General features: G+C 57.1%; 19 protein-coding genes. 10 read left to right on the forward strand and 9 right to left on the reverse strand.

The window, feature by feature from the left end:
• Positions 1-31 precede the first annotated feature (31 nt).
• Positions 32-700, reverse strand: a complete 669-nt coding sequence (gene rluE / locus ACR6A7_RS13215; RefSeq protein WP_434125333.1) for a 23S rRNA pseudouridine(2457) synthase RluE — start codon at positions 698-700, stop codon at positions 32-34.
• A gap of 96 nt (positions 701-796) precedes the next feature.
• Here rluE and icd point away from each other — a divergent pair, with 96 nt between their 5' ends.
• From icd to umuC, 8 genes are all read left to right on the forward strand, one after another.
• Positions 797-2,047 carry an NADP-dependent isocitrate dehydrogenase gene (gene icd / locus ACR6A7_RS13220; protein WP_033789611.1) on the forward strand — a complete coding sequence of 417 codons (1,251 nt, stop codon included), beginning with the start codon at positions 797-799 and terminating at the stop codon, positions 2,045-2,047.
• Positions 2,048-2,345: 298 nt separating this feature from the next.
• Positions 2,346-2,765 carry a DUF1090 family protein gene (locus tag ACR6A7_RS13225; RefSeq protein ID WP_434125334.1) on the forward strand — a complete coding sequence of 140 codons (420 nt, stop codon included), beginning with the start codon at positions 2,346-2,348 and terminating at the stop codon, positions 2,763-2,765.
• A 188-nt stretch (positions 2,766-2,953) separates the two neighbouring features.
• On the forward strand, positions 2,954-3,691 hold the full coding sequence (locus ACR6A7_RS13230) for a carbonic anhydrase (RefSeq protein WP_434125336.1): 738 nt from the start codon (positions 2,954-2,956) through the stop codon (positions 3,689-3,691).
• Positions 3,692-4,104: 413 nt separating this feature from the next.
• Positions 4,105-4,800 carry an aquaporin Z gene (gene aqpZ, locus ACR6A7_RS13235; protein ID WP_434125338.1) on the forward strand — a complete coding sequence of 232 codons (696 nt, stop codon included), beginning with the start codon at positions 4,105-4,107 and terminating at the stop codon, positions 4,798-4,800.
• A gap of 338 nt (positions 4,801-5,138) precedes the next feature.
• Positions 5,139-5,336: a hypothetical protein gene (locus ACR6A7_RS13240; RefSeq protein WP_434125340.1), complete on the forward strand. Its 198-nt coding sequence runs from the start codon at positions 5,139-5,141 to the stop codon at positions 5,334-5,336.
• A 190-nt stretch (positions 5,337-5,526) separates the two neighbouring features.
• Positions 5,527-5,862 (forward strand): hypothetical protein, encoded by a 336-nt coding sequence (locus ACR6A7_RS13245; protein WP_434125341.1) that lies wholly within the window; start codon positions 5,527-5,529, stop codon positions 5,860-5,862.
• A 1,394-nt stretch (positions 5,863-7,256) separates the two neighbouring features.
• On the forward strand, positions 7,257-7,676 hold the full coding sequence (gene umuD / locus ACR6A7_RS13250) for a translesion error-prone DNA polymerase V autoproteolytic subunit (protein WP_434125343.1): 420 nt from the start codon (positions 7,257-7,259) through the stop codon (positions 7,674-7,676).
• Position 7,677: 1 nt separating this feature from the next.
• Positions 7,678-8,940 (forward strand): translesion error-prone DNA polymerase V subunit UmuC, encoded by a 1,263-nt coding sequence (gene umuC, locus ACR6A7_RS13255; protein ID WP_434125345.1) that lies wholly within the window; start codon positions 7,678-7,680, stop codon positions 8,938-8,940.
• A gap of 17 nt (positions 8,941-8,957) precedes the next feature.
• Here the strand turns inward: umuC and ACR6A7_RS13260 are convergent, their stop codons facing one another.
• From ACR6A7_RS13260 to ACR6A7_RS13275, 4 genes are all read right to left on the reverse strand, one after another.
• Positions 8,958-9,224 (reverse strand): hypothetical protein, encoded by a 267-nt coding sequence (locus ACR6A7_RS13260; RefSeq protein WP_434125346.1) that lies wholly within the window; start codon positions 9,222-9,224, stop codon positions 8,958-8,960.
• 178 nt (positions 9,225-9,402) lie between these two features.
• Positions 9,403-9,642, reverse strand: coding sequence for a regulatory protein YcgZ (gene ycgZ, locus ACR6A7_RS13265; protein ID WP_434125347.1), 240 nt, complete (start codon positions 9,640-9,642; stop codon positions 9,403-9,405).
• Positions 9,643-9,835: 193 nt separating this feature from the next.
• Positions 9,836-10,039 carry a hypothetical protein gene (locus ACR6A7_RS13270; RefSeq protein ID WP_434125348.1) on the reverse strand — a complete coding sequence of 68 codons (204 nt, stop codon included), beginning with the start codon at positions 10,037-10,039 and terminating at the stop codon, positions 9,836-9,838.
• Between the two features lie 156 nt (positions 10,040-10,195).
• On the reverse strand, positions 10,196-10,813 hold the full coding sequence (locus ACR6A7_RS13275) for a TetR/AcrR family transcriptional regulator (protein ID WP_434125349.1): 618 nt from the start codon (positions 10,811-10,813) through the stop codon (positions 10,196-10,198).
• Positions 10,814-11,090: 277 nt separating this feature from the next.
• Between ACR6A7_RS13275 and uraH the strand changes: the two genes are divergently transcribed.
• Both uraH and ACR6A7_RS13285 read left to right on the forward strand, forming a co-directional pair.
• Positions 11,091-11,513, forward strand: a complete 423-nt coding sequence (uraH, locus tag ACR6A7_RS13280; RefSeq protein WP_434125350.1) for a hydroxyisourate hydrolase — start codon at positions 11,091-11,093, stop codon at positions 11,511-11,513.
• Positions 11,514-11,755: 242 nt separating this feature from the next.
• A complete protein-coding gene (locus tag ACR6A7_RS13285) occupies positions 11,756-13,081 on the forward strand; it encodes a DUF4105 domain-containing protein (RefSeq protein WP_434125351.1) in 1,326 nt (441 codons plus the stop codon).
• Positions 13,082-13,200: 119 nt separating this feature from the next.
• Here the strand turns inward: ACR6A7_RS13285 and ACR6A7_RS13290 are convergent, their stop codons facing one another.
• The 4 genes from ACR6A7_RS13290 to treZ form a co-directional block, all read right to left on the reverse strand.
• On the reverse strand, positions 13,201-13,386 hold the full coding sequence (locus tag ACR6A7_RS13290; RefSeq protein ID WP_033747833.1) for a con-10 family general stress protein: 186 nt from the start codon (positions 13,384-13,386) through the stop codon (positions 13,201-13,203).
• 340 nt (positions 13,387-13,726) lie between these two features.
• Complete coding sequence (gene glgX / locus ACR6A7_RS13295; RefSeq protein ID WP_434125352.1) at positions 13,727-15,802, reverse strand: glycogen debranching protein GlgX; 2,076 nt, start codon at positions 15,800-15,802, stop codon at positions 13,727-13,729.
• A 66-nt stretch (positions 15,803-15,868) separates the two neighbouring features.
• Complete coding sequence (gene treY / locus ACR6A7_RS13300; protein WP_434125353.1) at positions 15,869-18,367, reverse strand: malto-oligosyltrehalose synthase; 2,499 nt, start codon at positions 18,365-18,367, stop codon at positions 15,869-15,871.
• On the reverse strand, positions 18,364-20,151 hold the full coding sequence (gene treZ / locus ACR6A7_RS13305) for a malto-oligosyltrehalose trehalohydrolase (RefSeq protein WP_434125355.1): 1,788 nt from the start codon (positions 20,149-20,151) through the stop codon (positions 18,364-18,366). Before treZ ends, treY begins: the two co-directional genes overlap by 4 nt.
• Between the last annotated feature and the right edge of the window lie 241 nt (positions 20,152-20,392).

The following is a 20,392-nucleotide window of genomic DNA, read 5'->3' on the forward strand; positions in this document are numbered from 1 at the left end:
AACCTGACGTTATCGAAAAGGGCAGCAATGCTTAGGCCGAATCGGTTATGTCGCGCCACGCGCCCGGCGCTAAGTCGTCGAGCCGATAGTCACCCAGCGCATAGCGGATCAGGCGCAGCGTTGGAAAGCCGATATGCGCCGTCATACGGCGCACCTGGCGGTTGCGGCCCTCGTAGAGCGTCACCTTTAGCCAGCAGGTAGGGATCGCTTTACGTTCGCGGATTGGCGGCTGGCGCGACCACAGCCAGGCCGGCGCGTCGACCTTTTCGACGCCCGCAGGCAGCGTAGGGCCATCTTTCAGATTAACGCCACTGCGCAGCGCCGCAAGATCCGCCTCCTGCGGCTCGCCTTCGACCTGAACGTAGTAAATTTTGCCGGTGCGCTTGCCGGGCTGGGTCAGCGCCGCCTGCAGCGCGCCGTCGTTGGTCAGCACCATCAGGCCTTCGCTGTCGCGGTCGAGACGACCGGCAGCATAGACGTCGGCGACCGGGATAAAATCCTTCAGCGTCTGGCGGCCAGCCTCATCGCTAAACTGTGGCAGAACATCGAATGGTTTGTTAAATAATATGACGCGTCGCGGTCCGCGCGCGCGCGATGGTTTGCGCTGAGCGCCGCGTGGCGCGCGGTCAGGGCGTTTATGCTGGTGAATTTGCTGAGAACTTTTTCGCATGAGCTTTGCAGTCGGTGACAATCGGCGCATTATAACGCGAAACAGTGACGATTGGCGCGGCGTAAATATTCAAGTATCATGACCCCACATCTTACAATTTATTAACAAAACGCCCAGGAGAGGTTAATGGAAAGCAAAGTAGTTGTTCCGGCGGAAGGTCAGAAAATCACCCTGGATCAGGGCAAACTCAATGTGCCGAATAACCCGATCATTCCTTACATTGAAGGCGACGGCATCGGCGTTGACGTTTCTCCGGTGATGCTGAAGGTCGTCGACGCTGCGGTGAAAAAAGCCTACAACGGCGAGCGCAAAATCTCCTGGATGGAGATCTACACCGGCGAGAAATCGGTAGAGCTCTACGGCCAGGACGTCTGGCTGCCGCAGGAAACCCTCGACCTGATCAAAGAGTATCGCGTCGCCATCAAAGGCCCGCTGACGACGCCAGTTGGCGGCGGCATCCGTTCTCTGAACGTGGCGCTGCGTCAGGAGCTCGACCTCTACGTTTGCCTGCGTCCGGTTCGCTACTACAAAGGCACGCCGAGCCCGGTTAAACGTCCTGAAGATACCGACATGGTGATCTTCCGTGAGAACTCAGAAGATATCTACGCCGGTATCGAGTGGAAAGCCGGTTCTGCCGAAGCGGACAAAGTGATCAAGTTCCTGCGCGACGAGATGGGCGTGAAGAAAATACGCTTCCCGCAGGATTGCGGCATCGGCGTGAAGCCGTGTTCGGAAGAGGGCACCAAACGTCTGGTGCGCGCAGCGATTGAGTATGCGATCACGAATGACCGCGACTCGCTGACGCTGGTGCACAAAGGCAACATCATGAAGTTCACCGAAGGCGCGTTCAAAGACTGGGGCTACCAGCTGGCGAAAGAAGAGTTCGGCGCTGAGCTGGTGGACGGCGGCCCGTGGATGAAGATTAAGAACCCGAACACCGGTAAAGATATCATCGTGAAAGATGTGATTGCCGATGCGTTCCTGCAGCAGATCCTGCTGCGTCCGGCGGAGTATGACGTTATCGCCTGTATGAACCTGAACGGCGACTACATCTCCGACGCCCTGGCGGCGCAGGTTGGCGGCATCGGTATCGCACCGGGCGCGAACATCGGCGACGAATGCGCGCTGTTCGAAGCGACCCACGGCACCGCGCCGAAATATGCTGGTCAGGATAAAGTGAACCCAGGTTCCGTTATTCTTTCTGCAGAGATGATGCTGCGTCACCTGCAGTGGTTCGAAGCGGCCGACCTGATTGTTAAAGGTGTGGAAGGCGCGATCGCTAACAAAACCGTGACCTACGACTTCGAACGTCTGATGGAAGGCGCTAAACTGCTGAAATGTTCAGAGTTTGGTGACGCGATCATCGAAAATATGTAACAGACCTCTCTCCGATCGCCCCTGCGGCGATCGGAGTTGTTCTTCACCGCGCTTTTCCCTGATGCCTTTTCCTTTTTTTAACTTATCGTGTCTTTTTCTCGCGTCCGCTGCTCTGTAAAAACCATATACAATTGCCTGTGTCCCGCGGAATAAATAGCGTCAGCCAGTAATTCATCTGTTTTTCTATTTTTTCCTCTCTTTTTATTTAAAGCAGGCTTTGATTTTTACCGTCAAATCCAGGTTATAGTGGCGCCGGATAAATCCATATATGTGTTTTTAACAAGGAGTTAACTTATATATGAAAAAGAAAATGGTTGTATTATTTCTCGCGGCCGCGCCGCTATTTGCTTTTGCGTCTACCGATTCCTGCAGCGATCAACTTTCCGCGCTGAATAGTAAAATTGAGCAGGCTAAGAAATATAACAACAGCGCAGAACTCTCCCGGCTTAATATCGCACGGGAGAAGGTAAAAACGTATTGCACCGAGGATCGTCAGGCGCAGCGAGCGAATCAGGATGTCAGCAAGCAGCAGCGAAAGGTGAAAAAGGCGGAGCTTGAGCTGCAGGAAGCGCAGCAGGAGCTGGAAGAGGCGAAAGCAGACGGACGCCTGGATAAAATTTCTAAAAAGACGCACAAGGTCGCAGAGAAAAAACTAAAGGTAGAATCAGCAAAGAGCGAATTAGCCCAGGCGCAGGCTGACGCAGCGCGCCTCAATTAACCCTCCGTTTTGACAGAGCCAGGCTCACTGACGTGAGCCTTTTATAGGCTAATTAGTGTGCCGCCGCGTTATCGTCATTCTGGACTTCCTTTAGCGCGCCAGCGCACACAAGCGCCTTGTTGCGGCAAACCGGACGAGAATAACATCGCTGGGCGACAATGATGTTCAACAATGAAGGGAGATAAACGATGAAAAAAACCGGACTGGCGGCGCTGTTAATGGCGCTGAGCGCTATCGGCACCGCCTGCGCATCGGCACCGCACTGGAGCTACGAGGGCAAAGCGGGACCGGCGCACTGGGGCGAGCTGGCGGCGGATTATCAGACCTGTCACCAGGGGCAGTTCCAGTCGCCGATCGATATTAAAAACGCCATTGACGGCCAGCTGCCGCCGCTGGGGCTGGAGTTCCACACCTCTGCCGAAACCCTGGTGAATAATGGCCATACCATACAGGTCAGCGTGGAGGATGAAGATGATTTCAGGCTCGACGGCGAAATCTTTCAGCTGAAGCAGTATCACTTCCATACCCCTAGCGAGAACCAGATAGAGGGGCGCAGTTTTCCGCTGGAGGCGCATTTTGTCCACAGCAATGCGGCAGGCGAGCTGGCGGTAGTGGCCGTCATGTTTGAGGTCGGGAAAGCGAACCCGGCGCTTAATCCGCTTCTGGCTGTGATCCCGGCGCAGCGCCATCACACCGTGACCGTCGACCGGCGGGTCGATCTCCGTCCGCTCTTTCCTGACGACCTGCACTATTATCGCTTTAGCGGCTCCCTGACGACGCCGCCGTGTAGTGAAGGGCTGCGCTGGCTGGTCATGAAACAGCCCGTTACGCTGTCGCAGGCACAGCTGGACGCTTTCCGCCAGGCGCTGAAGTCGAGTAATAACCGGCCGCTGCAGCCTTTGCATGGGCGGTTAATTGTGGAATAGCCCGCTCTCTTGCCAGCGTTAATACACTTTTTTGCTACGTAAAGCCTGATTAATTACGTGTCCGCAACCAATCTTCCCATTTGAGAATAATGACGAAAAGCCGGGGCGGTTAAAATTGACCGGGATCATAAAGTAAAGCGCAGAGAGGAATATTATTAGCGCGTGTGTTGTTAAGTGACCCGGCTCAAACAACCTCTTAAAATGTAATCTTTGTATTCTTGGCTTGTTAAAACTTACCCTGTTTATTCAGGGTATTTTTTTTGCCAGTTTTCAGCCTCACGAGAAAGTAGTAGAGCGTGAAAATCGGCAGGCGTTATTTAAACGTTCAAGCCAGTAGCTATTTATCTTTTTTTCATACTGGCGGGCAGGCCATTTACGCCCGCTGCAACGTTGCAAAAAACCAGGGGGAGATGATGTTAAAAAAAACTGCGGCTGAATTTTTCGGCACGTTCTGGCTGGTATTCGGCGGCTGCGGAAGCGCAGTGCTCGCCGCTGCCTGGCCGCAATTAGGTATCGGCTTTCTCGGCGTGGCGCTCGCATTTGGTCTGACGGTATTGACCATGGCCTATGCGGTCGGCCATATCTCCGGCGGCCATTTTAATCCTGCGGTCACGCTGGGCCTGTGGGCGGGCGGCCGTTTTAGCGCGAAAGGCGTCGTGCCCTATATCATTGCACAGGTTATTGGCGGTATTGCGGCGGCTGGCGTCCTTTATCTTATCGCCAGCGGCAAAGCAGGCTTCGACGCGACCGCCAGCGGCTTCGCTTCTAATGGCTTCGGTGAGCATTCGCCTGGCGGCTATTCCCTGCAGTCAGCCGTTATAGTCGAACTGGTGCTGACCGCATTCTTCCTGATCGTTATTCACGGTGCCACTGACAAAAAAGCGCCAGCGGGCTTTGCACCCGTCGCCATTGGTCTGGCGCTGACGCTAATTCATCTGATCAGCATTCCGGTCACCAATACGTCGGTCAACCCGGCGCGCAGTACGGCGGTTGCGCTTTTTCAGGGAACCTGGGCGCTGCAGCAGCTCTGGCTGTTCTGGCTGGTGCCGATTGCCGGTGGCTGTATCGGCGGGCTTATTTACCGCTTCCTGCTACAGAGTAAAGATTAATTATTACCCGGCGTGACGATAGGTAAAAACCTCGCTATCTGGCGAGGTTTTTTATCAGGCAAAGTTAACCAGGCGGCGCATTAATGATATCTGCTGAAAAGGCGAGATAAATGCGTTGATTAAGCGCCACCAATTAACAGAATAAACGGCAGGTTCGCGGCAGGAAATGGTCTCCTTGTTTTATTAATCGGTCATTCAGCTTAAAGAGTGCTATGCTTTAAGTTCTGGGTACGTTGTCATGAGCGCAGGAAAACCCGCTGCGGCGCTAAATTCAGGCGCCGCTCACGATTAGACATGCATGAGTGTCTTTAAAACAGCATTCGCTGAGCGAGTCACTTATGAAAGAAGGTTTCTACTGGGTTAAATCGGGAAACGAACCGCTACAGGTCTGGTACTACTTATCTCAGTTCGGCTGGTATCGGCCGCAAAGCGCCATTCCGATAACGGCCACCTATTTTCGCCAAATGGATTTTGAAATAGTCGGCAGCCGTTTATTGCCGCCTTCACCTTTTGACTCGACAAATAATATGTCGTGATCGTCTAAAGCGAAACGGTAAAAACGAAGCGGTAAAGAGGGCGCTGTGTCTGTCACGATGCAGCGGCGAAAAGGTCGCTCGCTTTAATAGTGTCGCTTGATTTGATTTAAAGCAAAGTCACGCATATTTTATGAAGGGTTAAATGTGAAATGACTTTTTTAAACAATTATGCTTTTCTGCTGACGTTATAATGCTCGTGCCCGGCTATTGGCCGGGCGCGAGCATTAATTATTGTCAGGTGAATAACGTGAACTATAAGCAGTTTGAAAATAAAATTGAATCCTGGGAGAAAATCTCTTTTACCGCCATTATATACAGTAAATATGGCGTGGATTTTGAAGTGTACGCCGTTGATGAACACAGCAATACTAAAAGCCGCATTTTCCTCTGCTACGCTGAAAATGAAGCGGACGCGCAAAAAAAGGTTGATCAATATTCCGTGTGGCTGACGAAATATAACAGCCTTGTGCGCAAACGCCTCAGCAATGAACAGATGATGAGGGAGGCGCTGCAGCAGCAGGAGTAGCGACGCCGGCAGCGCCTGCGTCGAAATGAGCAGTGCTGTCTCTCTGCGCCGTCAGCGGGTAGCGGCCTCTGTTCCGGCGCGGCAGGCAGCACGCTAAAGCGTTCGTGCCAGACTCATTTGCGTTTCGCTTGCTTGAGTATGGCTGACATACGTTGAGGGTCCGTCGATCTGTTGAGCAGGCCGCGAAAGGTCCGTCAGCAGTACAGGCTGTAGGCCTTTGCTGTTACTGGTTTTTTGCCGCTGTCGCACAGCGCCTGCATGCGGGATGACGGGCCCTGTATCGGCTTATCAGGGCCCCTTTCGGGATACTGCGCAGCAGCGGCGGCCCCATCGCGCCAGGGGCGCTTCGGCCAAAAAAAAAGCCCCCAAAAGGGGGCAAGGGGTTGGAGTAACAGCCGCTCAGTAAGCATTGTGGATTTCATTACCGAGCCGCTTAAACATAGTCAACGTCAGCGATAATTGCCTTTCCGACGGGCCATATTATAAATTTAGATTTCTAATGATTAGGTTGCTGATAAAAGGGAGTGATTGAATTGTAGTGGTTTTTTATATCTGAAAACGATTACTAAGAATGGTCTGCAACTTATATCTGGCAGCACGGTAACTAAGCTGCTCTGGACAGGCCACTCTTTTCTGTAGAGACGCGCCTGCACCGGTCACGCCGCGCATAGCCAGGGGAAACAGAGAGGGAAGAAGGATAGTGATATTTAATAAAGCGAAATAAAAAATTCCCCTGCAGTGCAGGGGGGAGTCATATTGGATATGAAACGGACTCGTAGAGCAATATCTCTGGTGGAGGCTTGGGCTCAGAATTCATTTTAAGCATAACATAGTTAATAAACGCCGCCACTGATTTAAAATAAATAAATACCTTCATCTCTAACGGTTAGAGACCTACCTTTCACGCGCATGCTGTTATTTAGCTGCTATTAATATAGCGTTTTAATCGTTTTTAAAAAAACGATGCGCTGATTTATATCTCTTACAAAGAGCGACTGCCCCTCTTCAGGGTAAAAAAGCCAGAATCCGTTTTGGACGGTCGAGTAAACATTTAACCATCAGAGCATCAAAAGCGATGCGGAAAAGGGGAGGGGGCGCCTCGCGGCCGTCACTGCCAGGTAAAGCAGATGACACTCTGAAAAGGGGTGAGATGATGAAAACACAAGCCCGGCGAAAGCCCGTTTTATTCAGGTTTCAGTGCTCATATTATCATCATATCAGTTTGAATTAAGGCGATATTTTGCTCATGGCACCGATGAAGCGCCCGGCCTTACAAAAAATAATCCCTTCAGCGTCAGTGGGTTTACCATTTTTACCACCGCCGCGCCTTGATTAAATCATGAGTTTGATATTACTGTATTTATATACAGTATTCAGAAGAAGGAGCCTTTCTCATGAAGTTATATCGCCCCGCGGAAGTCCGCGACCTGCTCTCTTTGCCGCTTTACATTGAGCGTGTGCCCTGCGGTTTTCCGTCGCCCGCGCAGGATTACATCGAAAAACGCATCGACCTGAATGACCTGATGGTGCAGCACCCTAGCGCAACCTATTTTCTCCGCGTCAGCGGCGATTCGATGATCGACGCAGGCATAGGCGAGGGGGATATGATTGTCGTCGACTCCTCTCTTACGGCGAAGCATGGCGATATTATCGTCGCCGCCGTTGATGGCGAATTTACTATTAAACAGCTTCGCATCCATCCTTCTCTGCTGCTGATGCCAGCCAACAGCAAACACAGCCCGATCCCCATTAACGCGCCCGAAGGACTTCAGGTGTTTGGCGTCGTGACCTACGTTATTAAATCGACGCACTAATATGTACGCGCTGGTGGACGTAAACAGCTTCTACGCCAGTTGTGAAACCGTCTTTCGTCCCGACTTACGCGGCGTGCCCGTGGTGGTGCTCTCCAATAACGACGGCTGCGTGATCGCCCGCAGCGCAGAGGCTAAGGCGCTCGGCATTAAGATGGGCGCCCCTTTTTTTAAGCTGAAAGAAACGCTGCGCCAGCACAGGGTGCAGGTTTTTAGCTCTAACTACGCGCTCTATGCCGATATGAGCCTGCGGGTTATGACCACGCTGGAGGAGATGGCGCCAGCGGTAGAAATGTACAGTATCGATGAGGCCTTCCTGGACCTGAGCGGCGTCAGCTTTTGCCAGCCGCTTGAGGCGTTTGGGCGCGCCGTGCAGGCGCGCGTGAAGCAGGAACTGCATTTGCAGGTAGGGGTCGGGATTGCGCCTACCAAGACGCTGGCGAAGCTGGCCAACTTCGCCGCGAAAAAATATCGCGGTACGCAAGGTGTGGTCGACCTGTCACACGCCGAGCGGCAGCGTAAGCTGATGGCGCTGGTGCCGGTAGAAGAGGTGTGGGGCGTCGGCGCGCGTATCGCTAAAAAGCTGCATCAGATGGGCATTGAGCACGCGCTGCAGCTGGCAGACAGCTCTACCTGGGTCATCCGCAAGCACTTTAACGTGGTGCTGGAGCGCACGGTGCGCGAACTGCGCGGCGAAGCCTGCCTGGATCTGGAAGAGATGGTGCCGACGAAACAGCAAATCGTCTGCTCGCGCTCGTTTGGCACGCGCCTCACCGATTACAGCGCGGTGCGGCAGGCGGTTTGTCAGTATGCCGAGCGGGCGGCGGAAAAGCTGCGGCAGGAGAATCAGTACTGTCGGCAGATCGCCGTGTTTCTGAAAACCAGCCCGCACGCGGCCAATGAAGCCTATTATGGCAATCAGGCGATGGGGCAGCTGCTGACCCCTTCCAACGATACGCGTGATATCGTCCGCATCGCCACAGAGGCGCTGGATCGCATCTGGCTGGACGGCTACCGCTACATGAAGGCGGGCGTCATGCTGGGCGATTTTTTCAGCCAGAACGTGGCGCAGCTGCATCTGTTTGACGCCTGTGGGCCGCGAGCCAATAGCGAAGCGCTGATGCAGGTGGTAGATAAAATCAATCAGGCGGGCAGGGGAACACTCTGGTTTGCCGGGCAGGGCATTGAAAAGAGCTGGGCGATGAAGCGCGATATGCTGTCACCAGCCTATACCACCCGCTTTTCAGATTTGCCGATCGTCAGATAAGCGATCGGCCTGAAGCCTCAGTGTTTCTTTGCGCTGGACGAAAGCGGTTCCGGATAGCCGCGCGGCGGTTCACTGACGGCGCGCGCCGAAGGAAACTCCTGGCGTATCTCCGCCAGCGCCAGCGCCAGCGCCTGTTTTCTTTCGCTGTCGTGCTCCGTCAGTGCCATGGCTTTCAGGCGATTCGCCAGCGAGGCGCCCGAAATCGAGGCATTTTGCTCAAGCAGCGCGGCGACGGCTTCGCCAATCAGGTAATCGGTGAGTTTTTCAATCTTACTTCTGTGCATACCCGCATCTCTTGTTACAGTGTTTGCCCGTTGACGGGAGAGAGTGGTCAGACGCAAAACCGGCTATGCGAGCTCTCGCCTGCGGCCTGTATCCGTCAAAATGCTCTCCCTGACACGTTCCACTGTGAATCATGCTGCGGGCAGGGGATGAACGCAATGGTCAGCCTGCAAATTATAATTAACGCTTAAACAATAAGCCTATAAGTTTCTGATAATGTTGCTCTTCTTCCGGGCTGCATGCAACCTCAAGACGGGCCAGCAGTTTGGTGCAGAGCGTCTTCCTGTTGAGCTGTTTACCCGCGCGCAGGATCTCGACCACGATCCGCCCCAGGGTTTCCTGCTCGCATGGCAGCGTCGCCTTCTTGAAGTAGTGGGCGATATCACTGCCTGTGGTTGGCCTGTCTCCAGTCTGACGCATAAACAACCCTTAAAGTCCGTATGATTAAAAGATAATCAGTTAAGTCAGGCCTAAAGTTATACAATTTTTACGGGGTTGTACAGGATTACCTGTGCAGGCCGACGTTTATTTTTTGAACTTCACTATGCTGCCAGTATTAACAACGGGTTAGGAAAAATTTTGGTCAGACTGGTAAGCAGATAACAGCCTGGTGTCAGTTTAATTTACTGGCCAGCAGCCGAATTGCGCGCTCGCAGGCGGCCTTGATTTCTGGATCTTCTGCGCGTGCGCCAGCGCGATAGAGCGCGCCAATAATTTCCTGGATGGGAAGGGCTTCGCCAGGCTGCAGGAGCTGCGCCACCACCCGGCCAAGCAGAGCGTAAACGTCCTGATTATCAGCAGTTTCATTGTGGTTCACTCTGTCTCCTGAAAAGCGATGACGAATGGGTAATTTTGAACGCATTATCTCTTTAACTATTTAACCGGAATAAAGCACAAACAGAACGATCGTCTGAGAAAAACGCGCTGCTACCCTGCATTTAGGAAATAAATATTTCCTAATAGGGCAAGCAGGTTAATCCAGAATGCCAAGCAGCATATTAATCGTTTCTGCTCCATTAGTCACATCCTGAACTTTCCCCACTACGCGCATGCCGAACGCCACGCACAATAACAGGCCTGCTGCCGTCTCCGCATCCAGCGCGGCAGAAACCGAGCCGTCCTCCTGGCCTTCGCGAATCAGTGCGATAAGAAAATTACGGTTGCGCAGCACCGCCTGGCGCACCAGCTCGGAAAGCTCTTCGTCCAGGCTCTGCAGCTCGACGGTGCTGCCGACCACCAGGCAGCCGCGCCGCCCCTCGATTTCACGGGCGGAGTCGAGATAAAACTGCAGCATTTCGGCGATGCGCGCCCTGCCGGTAGGATAGTGCTGCAGGCGCGCGCGCAGGTCGGCGCCGCGCACGCTGATATAGCGTTCGAACACGCGCAGGAACAGGCTGCGTTTGTCTTTGAAAGCCTTGTAGATACTGCCCGCCGTCAGATTCATGGCTTCGCTGAGATCGGCGATCGACGAGGCGTGGAAGCCTTTCTGCCGGAAGACGATCATGGCGTTATCCAGGGCGATATCGATATCGAAAGTTCTTGGTCTGCCACGCTCTCTGGCGGGCGCGGCGGGGATACGGGATAAGGTCATCGCTTAACTTAGGAGAATATTTGCTACCAAATTATCATAACCGCGCGCGGCAGGAAAAAATAAAAACGTCGCACCGCTGCGGGCGTCCAGAATCAAACAGGTCAGAAAAAGACGGGGCAGGGAAAAAAGCAGGCTAAATAATCATTTTTATTAACCACACCAGAAGGGAAATATCCCGCGCTGCACGTCTCGGAAATTTCAGATATGCAACGAAAAAGGAGAGGTCGCGCTGCATGCTGGCTTAACCTGTGGTCCTCAACATAAAAAAGGACGACTTATGAAATCTCTCTCAATGTTTGGTGCCGCCGCGCTGGCGGCTTTCGCTTTCTCCGCCACGGCGGCGGAACCTGCCGCGATGAAAAACCCGATCAGCGTTCACGTGCTGAATTTACAAACTGGCATTCCTACCGCTGGCGTCACGGTCGAGCTGGATCAAAACCGCAACGGCGACTGGGTCAGGCTTGCTAGCGGCGTCACCGACGCCAACGGCCGCATCAGCGCGCTCTATCCGGCGGGCAAACAGGCGGAGCAGGGCACCTATAAAGTGGTATTTAAAACCGGCGACTACTATGCCAGCGTGAAGCAAAAAACCTTCTTCCCGGAGATCCCGGTGATTTTCACGATCGAGAACGCCAGCCAGCACTACCACATCCCGCTACTGCTTAGCCCTTACGGCTACTCCACCTATCGCGGCAACTAAGCGACAAAACGTCAACCTCCAGGCCTGACGCGCAATGCCGCCTCAGGCCTTTTTTCTGTCGCACAAAAACGAGTTGCGACACGGCGCGACAAAATTAAGCGAAAACTAATCTTTAGTCCGTAGGCTGCACGCACTGCTAACGCCAGGTCAGGATCCTGCCCAGGGGAGAAGGAATGCCCGGTGCCGTCGCGCATGTTGTCCGGCAAACCAGACGTTGATTGTTTCGACGGGAGCGACTCTCTTTGCTGCGATTGCTTTTTTTATTAATGGGCGGGCCGATGCTGCGCGCCAGCTGGCCAGGTCTGCTGCTGGCCGGCACGCTCTGCCTTGCCGCCAGCGCGGGTATCGTGCTGGAGAGCCTGTACCACGGCACGCTGGCTGTGCCGCTCTGTTTGCTGAGCATTTTCCTCCTCTCCGAAGGTGTGATACAGGCCTGGCGCGCGCGAACCGGGTTCGACAGCGGCTGGGCGGCGCAGAGCAAAGCGCTGACGCTGATACTGCTCGGCGCGGCGCTGCTGGCCGCGCCGCACGAGAAGGGCAGCTGCGTCGCCTGGCTGTTTGCGCTCGCCTTTTTACTGGATGGCGGCTTTCGCATCATCGCCTGCACGCTGATGCGCTGTCGCCGCTGGCACAGCAAGCTGGCGATCGGCGGCGGCGAATGGCTGCTCAGCCTGATGATCGTCACCGACTGGCCGCTGCCCCATCGCGTGCTGATCCCGATGGGATTCGCTCTGGTGCTGCTGGGCTGGGCGCTCTCGCTGCTGCAGATGGCCTGGCAAATTCGTGCGCTGCCGCCGGAAACCAGCGTAGCGGCGCTGCCGCTCTTTACCCGAAAGGGCGTGCGTAAACCGCACGGGCTCGATTATCGTCACGTTCCCTGCGACGCCGCGCCCGCCAGCGAACCGCTCACCATCTATATCTGGACGCCGCTGGGCTCGGGCAGCGTTGCCGGACGGCGCCCCTGGTTTGACCGCTGGGTTGCGGCTATCGATCATCGCGGACAGGTTTCCACCGGCCATACCTCGCTGGCGATGGGCGACGCCCTCTACGTCAGCCTCTATCCGGTCGAGGATATGACCGGCACCCTGAGCGGCGTGCTGCAAATGCTGCACGCGCGTGAAGAGAATGATGTTGCTGGCTTTCACCAGCGCTCCCTTGAACGGGAGATCAAAGAGTGGTGTCTGCCCGACAAGCGCCTTTCGCTGCCGCATTACAACCAGCAGGCGCTGCTCAACTACTGGGCGCGTCACGGTCAGGATTGCCGCTATAACCTGACGTCGCGCAACTGCTCCACCAGCGTGATGCAGGCGCTGGACGTCGCCACAGAGGGACTGCTGGGGCTGCGCGGCATGAAGGGCTACGCGGCGCTGCTCGATCCCGACTTCTGGCTGCTGAGTTTGATCCGCAGCCGGGCGGAGGGCATGACCTGGACGCCGGGCCTGGTCATGGATTATGTGCAGGTACTGCGCCGGGTACTGGCGTCTCAGCCGAGCGGCTACGGCAGCCGATACCTATTGCCGAAACGCGTGCAGCAAAATAACGGCGGCTGTCGCACTGAACGCGGTTAATTATCTACATAGTGAGTCTGGTGTTATTTAAAGGGATGGGGTGTGCAGAATAAAAGGATGCGGTGAAAAGGATAAAGTAAATAAAAGCCGGGAAGCCTCTTCCCGGCGAAATTTTATTTTTAACTGGCGCTTTTATCCGCGGCGGAGCGGCGGCTGAGCTTGCCGCCAACGCGTCCTGCCTCGACCGCGCGCTCGCGGTTATATTTAAAGTTACCGCTGCTCATCTGCCCGCCTTTTTTACCCGCTTCCCGCGCTCTGTCGGGGTTTTCAGCAAAATTACCTGCTCCACCACGTCGCTGAGTCATATCAATTCCTCTCTGTATAAAATAATAATAATTAAAAGAGTCTCAATGCACTTTAACTATGTAAGGAGAATGGCGATTTGGCAATGTGACATTTGAGATGACTATTTGCTTTTCTCGCTGCCGGAAATAACCGTGCAAAAAAAAGCGACGGCTAATTCTATATCAGCTAAAGAAAATTTAACTAAATATGTACAATTTTAAATATAGTTGTACAATTTAACCGTTAGTGCTGATTTGTGATCGATATCACGAAAAGGAGGTCTGCTTCTGATGCCGCACATAATAAAAAAGCGCAGCGGCCCAAAACGGGGCGCTGCGCCTCTCTAGCTAGCGTTGCGGTTTAGGGTCGACGGAACAGCGCCAGACTGCGCCCCTCCAGCTCAAAATCCTTCTCTTTGGTGATCACCAGCCCCTTATTGTCGTTGTCGGAGGTGGTCAGTTCCAGTACCCAGCCGCCTTCGCCAAACTGCGGAATGCGGAACGGCACCGTGCCCTCAAACGGGTTGATCAGCATCAGCACGTCGTGCCAGATGCCCTCCTCGGTTTGCAGATCAGGACGGCCGATATAGACGCCCAGTGTCGAGCCTTCTTCCCACTGTTCCGCCTGCTGGAAGCCGCCACCGGCGTTGAACCACTGGATCTCCATGCCGTCGCGCCAGTTTTCGCGGCGCAGCAGCGGCTGCTCGGCGCGCAGGCGGATAACGTGGCGCGTAAACTCGCGCAGCGCCTCCGCGCTGGCGGGGAGGTTCTCCCAGTGCACCCAGGAGATCTCGCTGTCCTGGCAGTAGCCGTTGTTGTTGCCCAGCTGGCTGCGACCAAACTCGTCGCCCGCCAGCAGCATCGGCGTCCCGTGGGAGAAGAAGAGGGTGGCGAGGAAGTTGCGTTTCTGACGTTCGCGCACCGCGTTAATGCCTTCATCCTCGGTCGCGCCTTCCGCGCCGTAGTTACAGGAGCGGTTGTCGTTGTGGCCGTCGTTGTTATCCTCGCCGTTCTCGTCGTTGTGCTTTTCGTTGTAGGAGACCAGGTCGTTCAGCGTGAAGCCGTCGTGGGCGGTGATAAAGTTGACGCTCGCCCAGGGGCGGCGGCCGCGCTGATCGTAGAGATCGCCAGAGCCGAGCAGGCGGGCGGCGAAGTCGGTCGAGACGTTATCGCCTTTCCAGTATTCGCGCACCGTGTCGCGATATTTATCGTTCCACTCCGCCCAGCCCGGCGGGAAGCCGCCAACCTGATAGCCGCCGGGGCCGATATCCCAGGGTTCGCCGATCAGCTTCAGCTTCGACAGCACCGGATCCTGCATAATGGCGTCGAAGAAGCCGCCGCGCTGATCGAAGCCCTCCGGCTCGCGTCCGAGAATAGTGCCGAGGTCGAAACGAAAACCGTCGATATGCATCGACTCCGCCCAGTAGCGCAGCGAATCCATCACCATCTGCAGCACGCGCGGATGCGAAGTATTCACCGTATTGCCCGTGCCGGTATCGTTGATGTAGTAGCGATGCTGGCCAGGCAGGGTGCGGTAGTAGGAGAAGTTGTCGATGCCCTTAAAGGAGAGCGTCGGCCCAAGCTCGTTGCCCTCCGCCGTGTGGTTATAGACCACATCGAGGATCACCTCGACGCCCGCGTCGTGGAAGGCGCGCACCATGTCGCGGAAGCCCTGAATGCCGCGCGGGCCGTAGTAGCGCGGCGCGGGAGCGAAAAAGCCGATGGAGTTGTAGCCCCAGAAGTTTTTCAGCCCGCGGTCCAGCAGATGCTGATCGTCCGGGAACCAGTGCACCGGCAGCAGCTCGACCGAGGTGATGCCCAGGCTTTTGATATAGTCGACCGTGGCCTGATGCCCCATGCCCTCATAGGTGCCGCGCAGCACCTCCGGCAGCGCCGGATTCAGCTGGGTGAACCCCTTCACGTGCGTCTCATAGATCACCGTGTTCGGCCAGGCGATGCTCGGACGGTTATCGTCCTGCCAGTCGAACTCGTTGGGGTCGATAACCCGGCACTTAGGCATAAAAGGGGCGCTGTCGCGCGTGTCGAACGTCAGATCCTTATCTTCATGCAGCAGCTCATAGGCGAAGTGCGCCTCGTTCCACTCGATGTCGCCCGCCAGTTCGCGCGCGTAGGGGTCGATCAGCAGTTTATTGGGGTTAAAACGGTGTCCGTTCTCTGGATCGTAGGGGCCGTAAACGCGATAGCCGTAAAGCGCGCCGGGCTTGAGGCCCGGCACATAGCCGTGCCACACCTCGTGGGTGAACTCCGGCAGCGCCAGACGAGCAATCTCATTCTTACCGCTTTCATCAAACAGGCAGAGCTCGATACGCTCGGCGTGGGCGGAAAAGATGGCAAAATTCACCCCTTCGCCGTCGTAGTTGGCGCCCAGCTGCTGGCCCGAACCCGACGTAATAGTAAACCCTGTAGCTTCAGACATTTATCCCTCTCCATTCAGTAAAATGTTATCCACAACAACCGCATTGAATGACCTTTTTTCCTTTCTTCAGATGCCGATCAGCACCAGCGGCGCACCGCTGTTGAGCGCCTCCAGGCTTAGCCGATCGGTGAGCTCACACATTTCTCCAGTGAAGACATTGCGGTAACGGCGCAGCGCCAGGGGGTCTTTCAGGGTAATCGAGGTGGCCTCGCTGTAGCGCTGACGGGCGAAAGCCAGGCGCGGCACCACAACGATCAGCGCGTGCTGCGCATCGGTACGGGCGAAGGCGATCGCCTGTGAGGCTTCGGTGCCGTTAACCACCAGAGGCAGATAGTCGCCGTGGCGGAACAGGTCGTAATACTGCTGACGCAGCGGCAGCAGCGTGGCGATGGTCTGCTGTTTAAGCTGACCGGTTTGCCAGCCTTCGGGCGAAGAGAAATCGCCGCGTTCGCCCAGCATGCGCTGCAGCGCGTCGAAGTCGGGCTCCAGACGATTATCGGGATCGACCAGGCTGAAGTTGAGCGCTTCGCTGCCCTGGTAGATATCGGGCACGCCGGGCGCGGTCAGCTTAATCGCCGTCTGGCTGAGGGAGTTAATCAGGCCAGCCGCGATAAAGGGCAGCAGTGCCTGACTAAAGTCGGCGAGGAATTCGTTGTTATCCGGCGAGAGCAGGCGGCGCGCATACTCAAGCACCGCCGTTTCGTAGGCCTCGTCGCCATCCGCCCAGTTGGTACGCAGTTTGGCCTCGCGCAGCGCTTTTTCAACAAAGGCGGTAAAGCGCGGTTCGATAGCCGCCAGCTGGTCAGCGTTCGCCGCGCCGGAGGCGGGCCAGACGCCTGCCAGCGCCTGGTAAAGCATCCACTCTACCGCCGGTTCCGGCGCCGGGCCGCCCTCAAGCGCCACTACTGCGCTGCGGTTCATCTGGCGCCAGCGCGCCACATGCTGCGCCCAGCGCTGCGGCGACTCCGTCAGGGTATAGAGGCGCGCGCGCGCATCTTCGCCGCGCTTGGTATCGTGCGTCGAGGTGCCGGTCAGGCCGTCCGGCTGGCGCTCGCGGCGGATCTGCATCTCATCGTGAAAGCGCGCCAGCGAGAAGGCGCGCGGCAGCGGCTCGGCGCCGACTTCGTTAAGCGCCAGCGCCATATGCTGGCGGAAAAAGAGCGTATCCTCCACCGACTTCGCCATCAGCGGGCCGGTCAGCTGCTGAAAGCGGGTACGGAAGGTGGCGGCATCCTGCGCGACGGCGGCGTCGACATCGTTGTTCATGATGCGCAGCAGCAGGTCGAGCGCCGCAGGCGAGAGGCCGGATGCGTCGCGGCGCACCGTTTCCGCCACGCGCTGCAGCAGGGCCGCGCCCTCCGGCGGCATGCCTTCCGGCGTGCCGTAGCTACGATAGACCGGAAACGCCACCAGCAGCTCGCGCAGCGCGGCGCGCAGATCGCTCTCCGGCAGCGTGACGCCGGAGGCGCTGGCGATAGCACCCGCCAGCTTCAGCAGGGTGGTGAATTCGCCTTCGAAGTTTTTATCCGCCATCAGCAGCTTGGCGGCGCGCAGCTGGGCGCGCATATCTACCGGCTCGCCCACCGTCTGATCGTAAGCCTGGCGCAGTGCGGCGATCTGGCGGCCATCCACCAGCGCATCGGAGAGCGAGGCGATAAATTCATAGCCGGTGGTGCCGGAAACCGGCCAGTCTGCTGGAAGCTGTTCGCCTTCGCCGAGGATTTTCTCCACCGTGATGTAGCAGTCCGCGCCCGCATGCTGGCGCAGCTGCTCAAGATAGCCTTTGGGATCGGCCAGCCCGTCGACGTGATCAACGCGCAGCCCGCTGACCGCGCCCGAATGCACCAGCTCCAGAATCAGCCGGTGGCTGTCGTCAAACACCTGCGGATCTTCCACCCGGACGCCCGCCAGCCCGGTGATTTCGAAAAAGCGGCGGTAGGAGAGGTCGCGCGGCGCGTCGCGCCACGACATCAGCCGGTAGGGCTGGCGGTCATGCAGCGCCGCGATCTGCGCCTTATCGCTCAGCGCCAGCACCTCGGCTTCGCGTCCCTGATAGCTCGCCGGCGAGAGGGGATAAAAGCTGTCGTAATAGGCGAACGCCGGTTTGCCGCTGTCAGGATCGGCTTTGATCGCGATTTCGCCGTTTTCCAGCGCCGCGTCAAAGCTGTCGCCCAGGAAGGGCAGCGTCAGGCGGCGCGACCAGTCGATATCGAAGTAGCGCGCGTAGCGGCTCTGCTCGCCATGCTCAATCACATCGCGCCACCAGGCGTTCTCCAGCGAGGCGGCCATATGGTTCGGCACAATGTCGATAATCAGCTCGAGGCCCGCCTGCTTCAGCGTCTCCACCAGCCGATCGAAACCGGCGCGGCCGCCGATGGCGGGATCGATGGCGTTGGCGTCGGTCACGTCGTAGCCGTGGGTCGAACCACTGGTGGCGGTAAAGATCGGCGAGGCGTAGAGATGGGTGATGCCGAGCCGTTTAATATAGGGCACCAGCGCCGCCGCGCGGTCGAAGGTCATGCCGTTGCGAAACTGAATACGGTAAGTTGAAGCGGGAATAGTCATTGGGCATCTCCTTTGGCCAGGCGCACGACGATGGCGTTTTGCGGCAGGTCAGGGCGATTCTCCGGCCAGGCGAAAATCGTTTCGCCGGGCTGATCGGGCAGCGGCTGCCTCTTCTCGCCGATATTCAGCGCCAGCGACAGCGTGCCGGCGGGGAAGCGCCAGCTCACCTGGATAAAGCCTTCCTCGCTCTGCTCCACGCGTCCGGCGTGGCCGCCTGCGGTGGCGAGCAGCGGCACGATATGCTGCTGGCGCAGCGCCAGCAGGCGGCGCGACAGCGCCAGCCAGGCCTTGCCCTCGTCGCTCTGCGGCTTGCGCCAGTCGAGCTTCGAGCGGGTAAAGGTCTCTTCGGCATTGGGATCCGGCACGCTTTCGCCTTCATGCCCGGCGTGACCGGCGAACTCCTTCGCGCGGCCTTCGCGCACCGCTTTGGCCAGATCGCCGTGGAAATCGGTAAAGAAGAGGAAGGGATTGGTTTCGCCATACTCTTCGCCCATAAACAGCAGCGGAATATGCGGCGAGAGCAGCAGGGTCGCGAGCAGCACCTTGTTGCGATCGGCGCCGATAAGGCTAATCAGCCTTTCGCCCAGCGCGCGGTTGCCCACCTGGTCATGGTTCTGGATAAAATCGACGAACGCCGCAGGCGGCTGGCCGCGGCTGTCGACGCCGCGCGCCTCGCCGCTGTGGGGTGACACTTCGCCCTGATAGGCGAAGCCCTCCGCCAGCACGCGGGCGACATATTTTTCCGGGTGCGGCGTAAAATCCTGGTAATAGGCGTGGGTTTCACCGGTGGCGAAGACGTGAATCGCGTTGTGGAAGTCGTCGTTCCATTCGCCGCTGAACAGCGGCGCGTTGCCCTGTTCATCGCGCGGATGCAGGAACACCACGTTGCGGCTGTCTTCGGTGGTGAGATGGATCGGGCGGTCGGAAATCTCCGCGCGGATGCGCTCGGCGATCTCGATCAGCGCATGCTTCTCCGACGTATCTTCAATCTGGTCGATGGCGTCGAAGCGCAGGCCGTCAAGGCGGTACTCCTGCAGCCAGTAGAGCGGCGCCTCGACGATATAGCGGCGCGCCGCGTCGACGTCGTAGGCGATGCCTGCGCCCCAGGGCGTCACGCGCTCTTTATGGAAAAAGTCCGGCGCCAGCAGCGGCAGATAGTTGCCTTCCGGGCCGAAGTGGTTCAGCACAATATCCAGCACCACCGACAGGCCGTGGCCGTGTGCGGCGTCGATAAAGGCTTTGAAGTCGTCAGGCGTGCCGTAGGCGGCTTGCGGCGCATAGAGCAGCACGCCGTCGTAGCCCCAGCCGCGGTTGCCGCCGAACTGCGATACCGGCAGCACCTCAATCATGGTAATGCCGAGCTCCGCCAGCCAGGGCAGCTTCTCGATCGCCGCCTGGAAGGTGCCTTCCGGCGTAAAGGTGCCGATATGCAGCTCATAGACCACGCTCTCTTCCCAGGGGCGGCCTTGCCACGCCTGATGCTGCCAGGCGTAGCGGCTGGGATCCACCACCAGCGAGGGGCCGTTCACCTCATCTTTTTGCGCACGCGAGGCGGGATCGGGCACCACCGTACCGTCGGGCAGCACAAAATGATATTCGCTGCCGGGCGCGACGCCGGTCGAGAGCAGTTCAAACCAGCCATCCTCGGTCGGGCTCATTTGCGTCTCTTTGCCGTTAAGGCGCAGGCTCACGCTATGCTGGCCGGGCGCCCAGAGACGAAAGCGGACCGCATCGTTGGCGACATATTCAGCGCCCCAGCTTTTGGTAAATGATGCTGACTCCATTCAATAACCTCGTCTGAATCAAATGTGATCGATAAACCACACCGCGCGGCACAGGTCCGGCGATGCAGGCAACAAAAGGTAAGACGGAAACGTATTTGACGCGTCGCTGGCGGAGAGAGCGTGCCCGCCGCGGCGGGATGCGGCGGTGGCGTAACCGGCTCTTTACGACGCCATACGAAAATCAATCATAGTTCACGCTGGAAGAGTTGCCGGAGCGGCGTGCGGCGTGAAAGCGGCTATT

Origin of the sequence: Pantoea phyllosphaerae, assembly GCF_051025595.1 — a bacterium.
Taxonomy (GTDB): Bacteria; Pseudomonadota; Gammaproteobacteria; order Enterobacterales; family Enterobacteriaceae; genus Pantoea.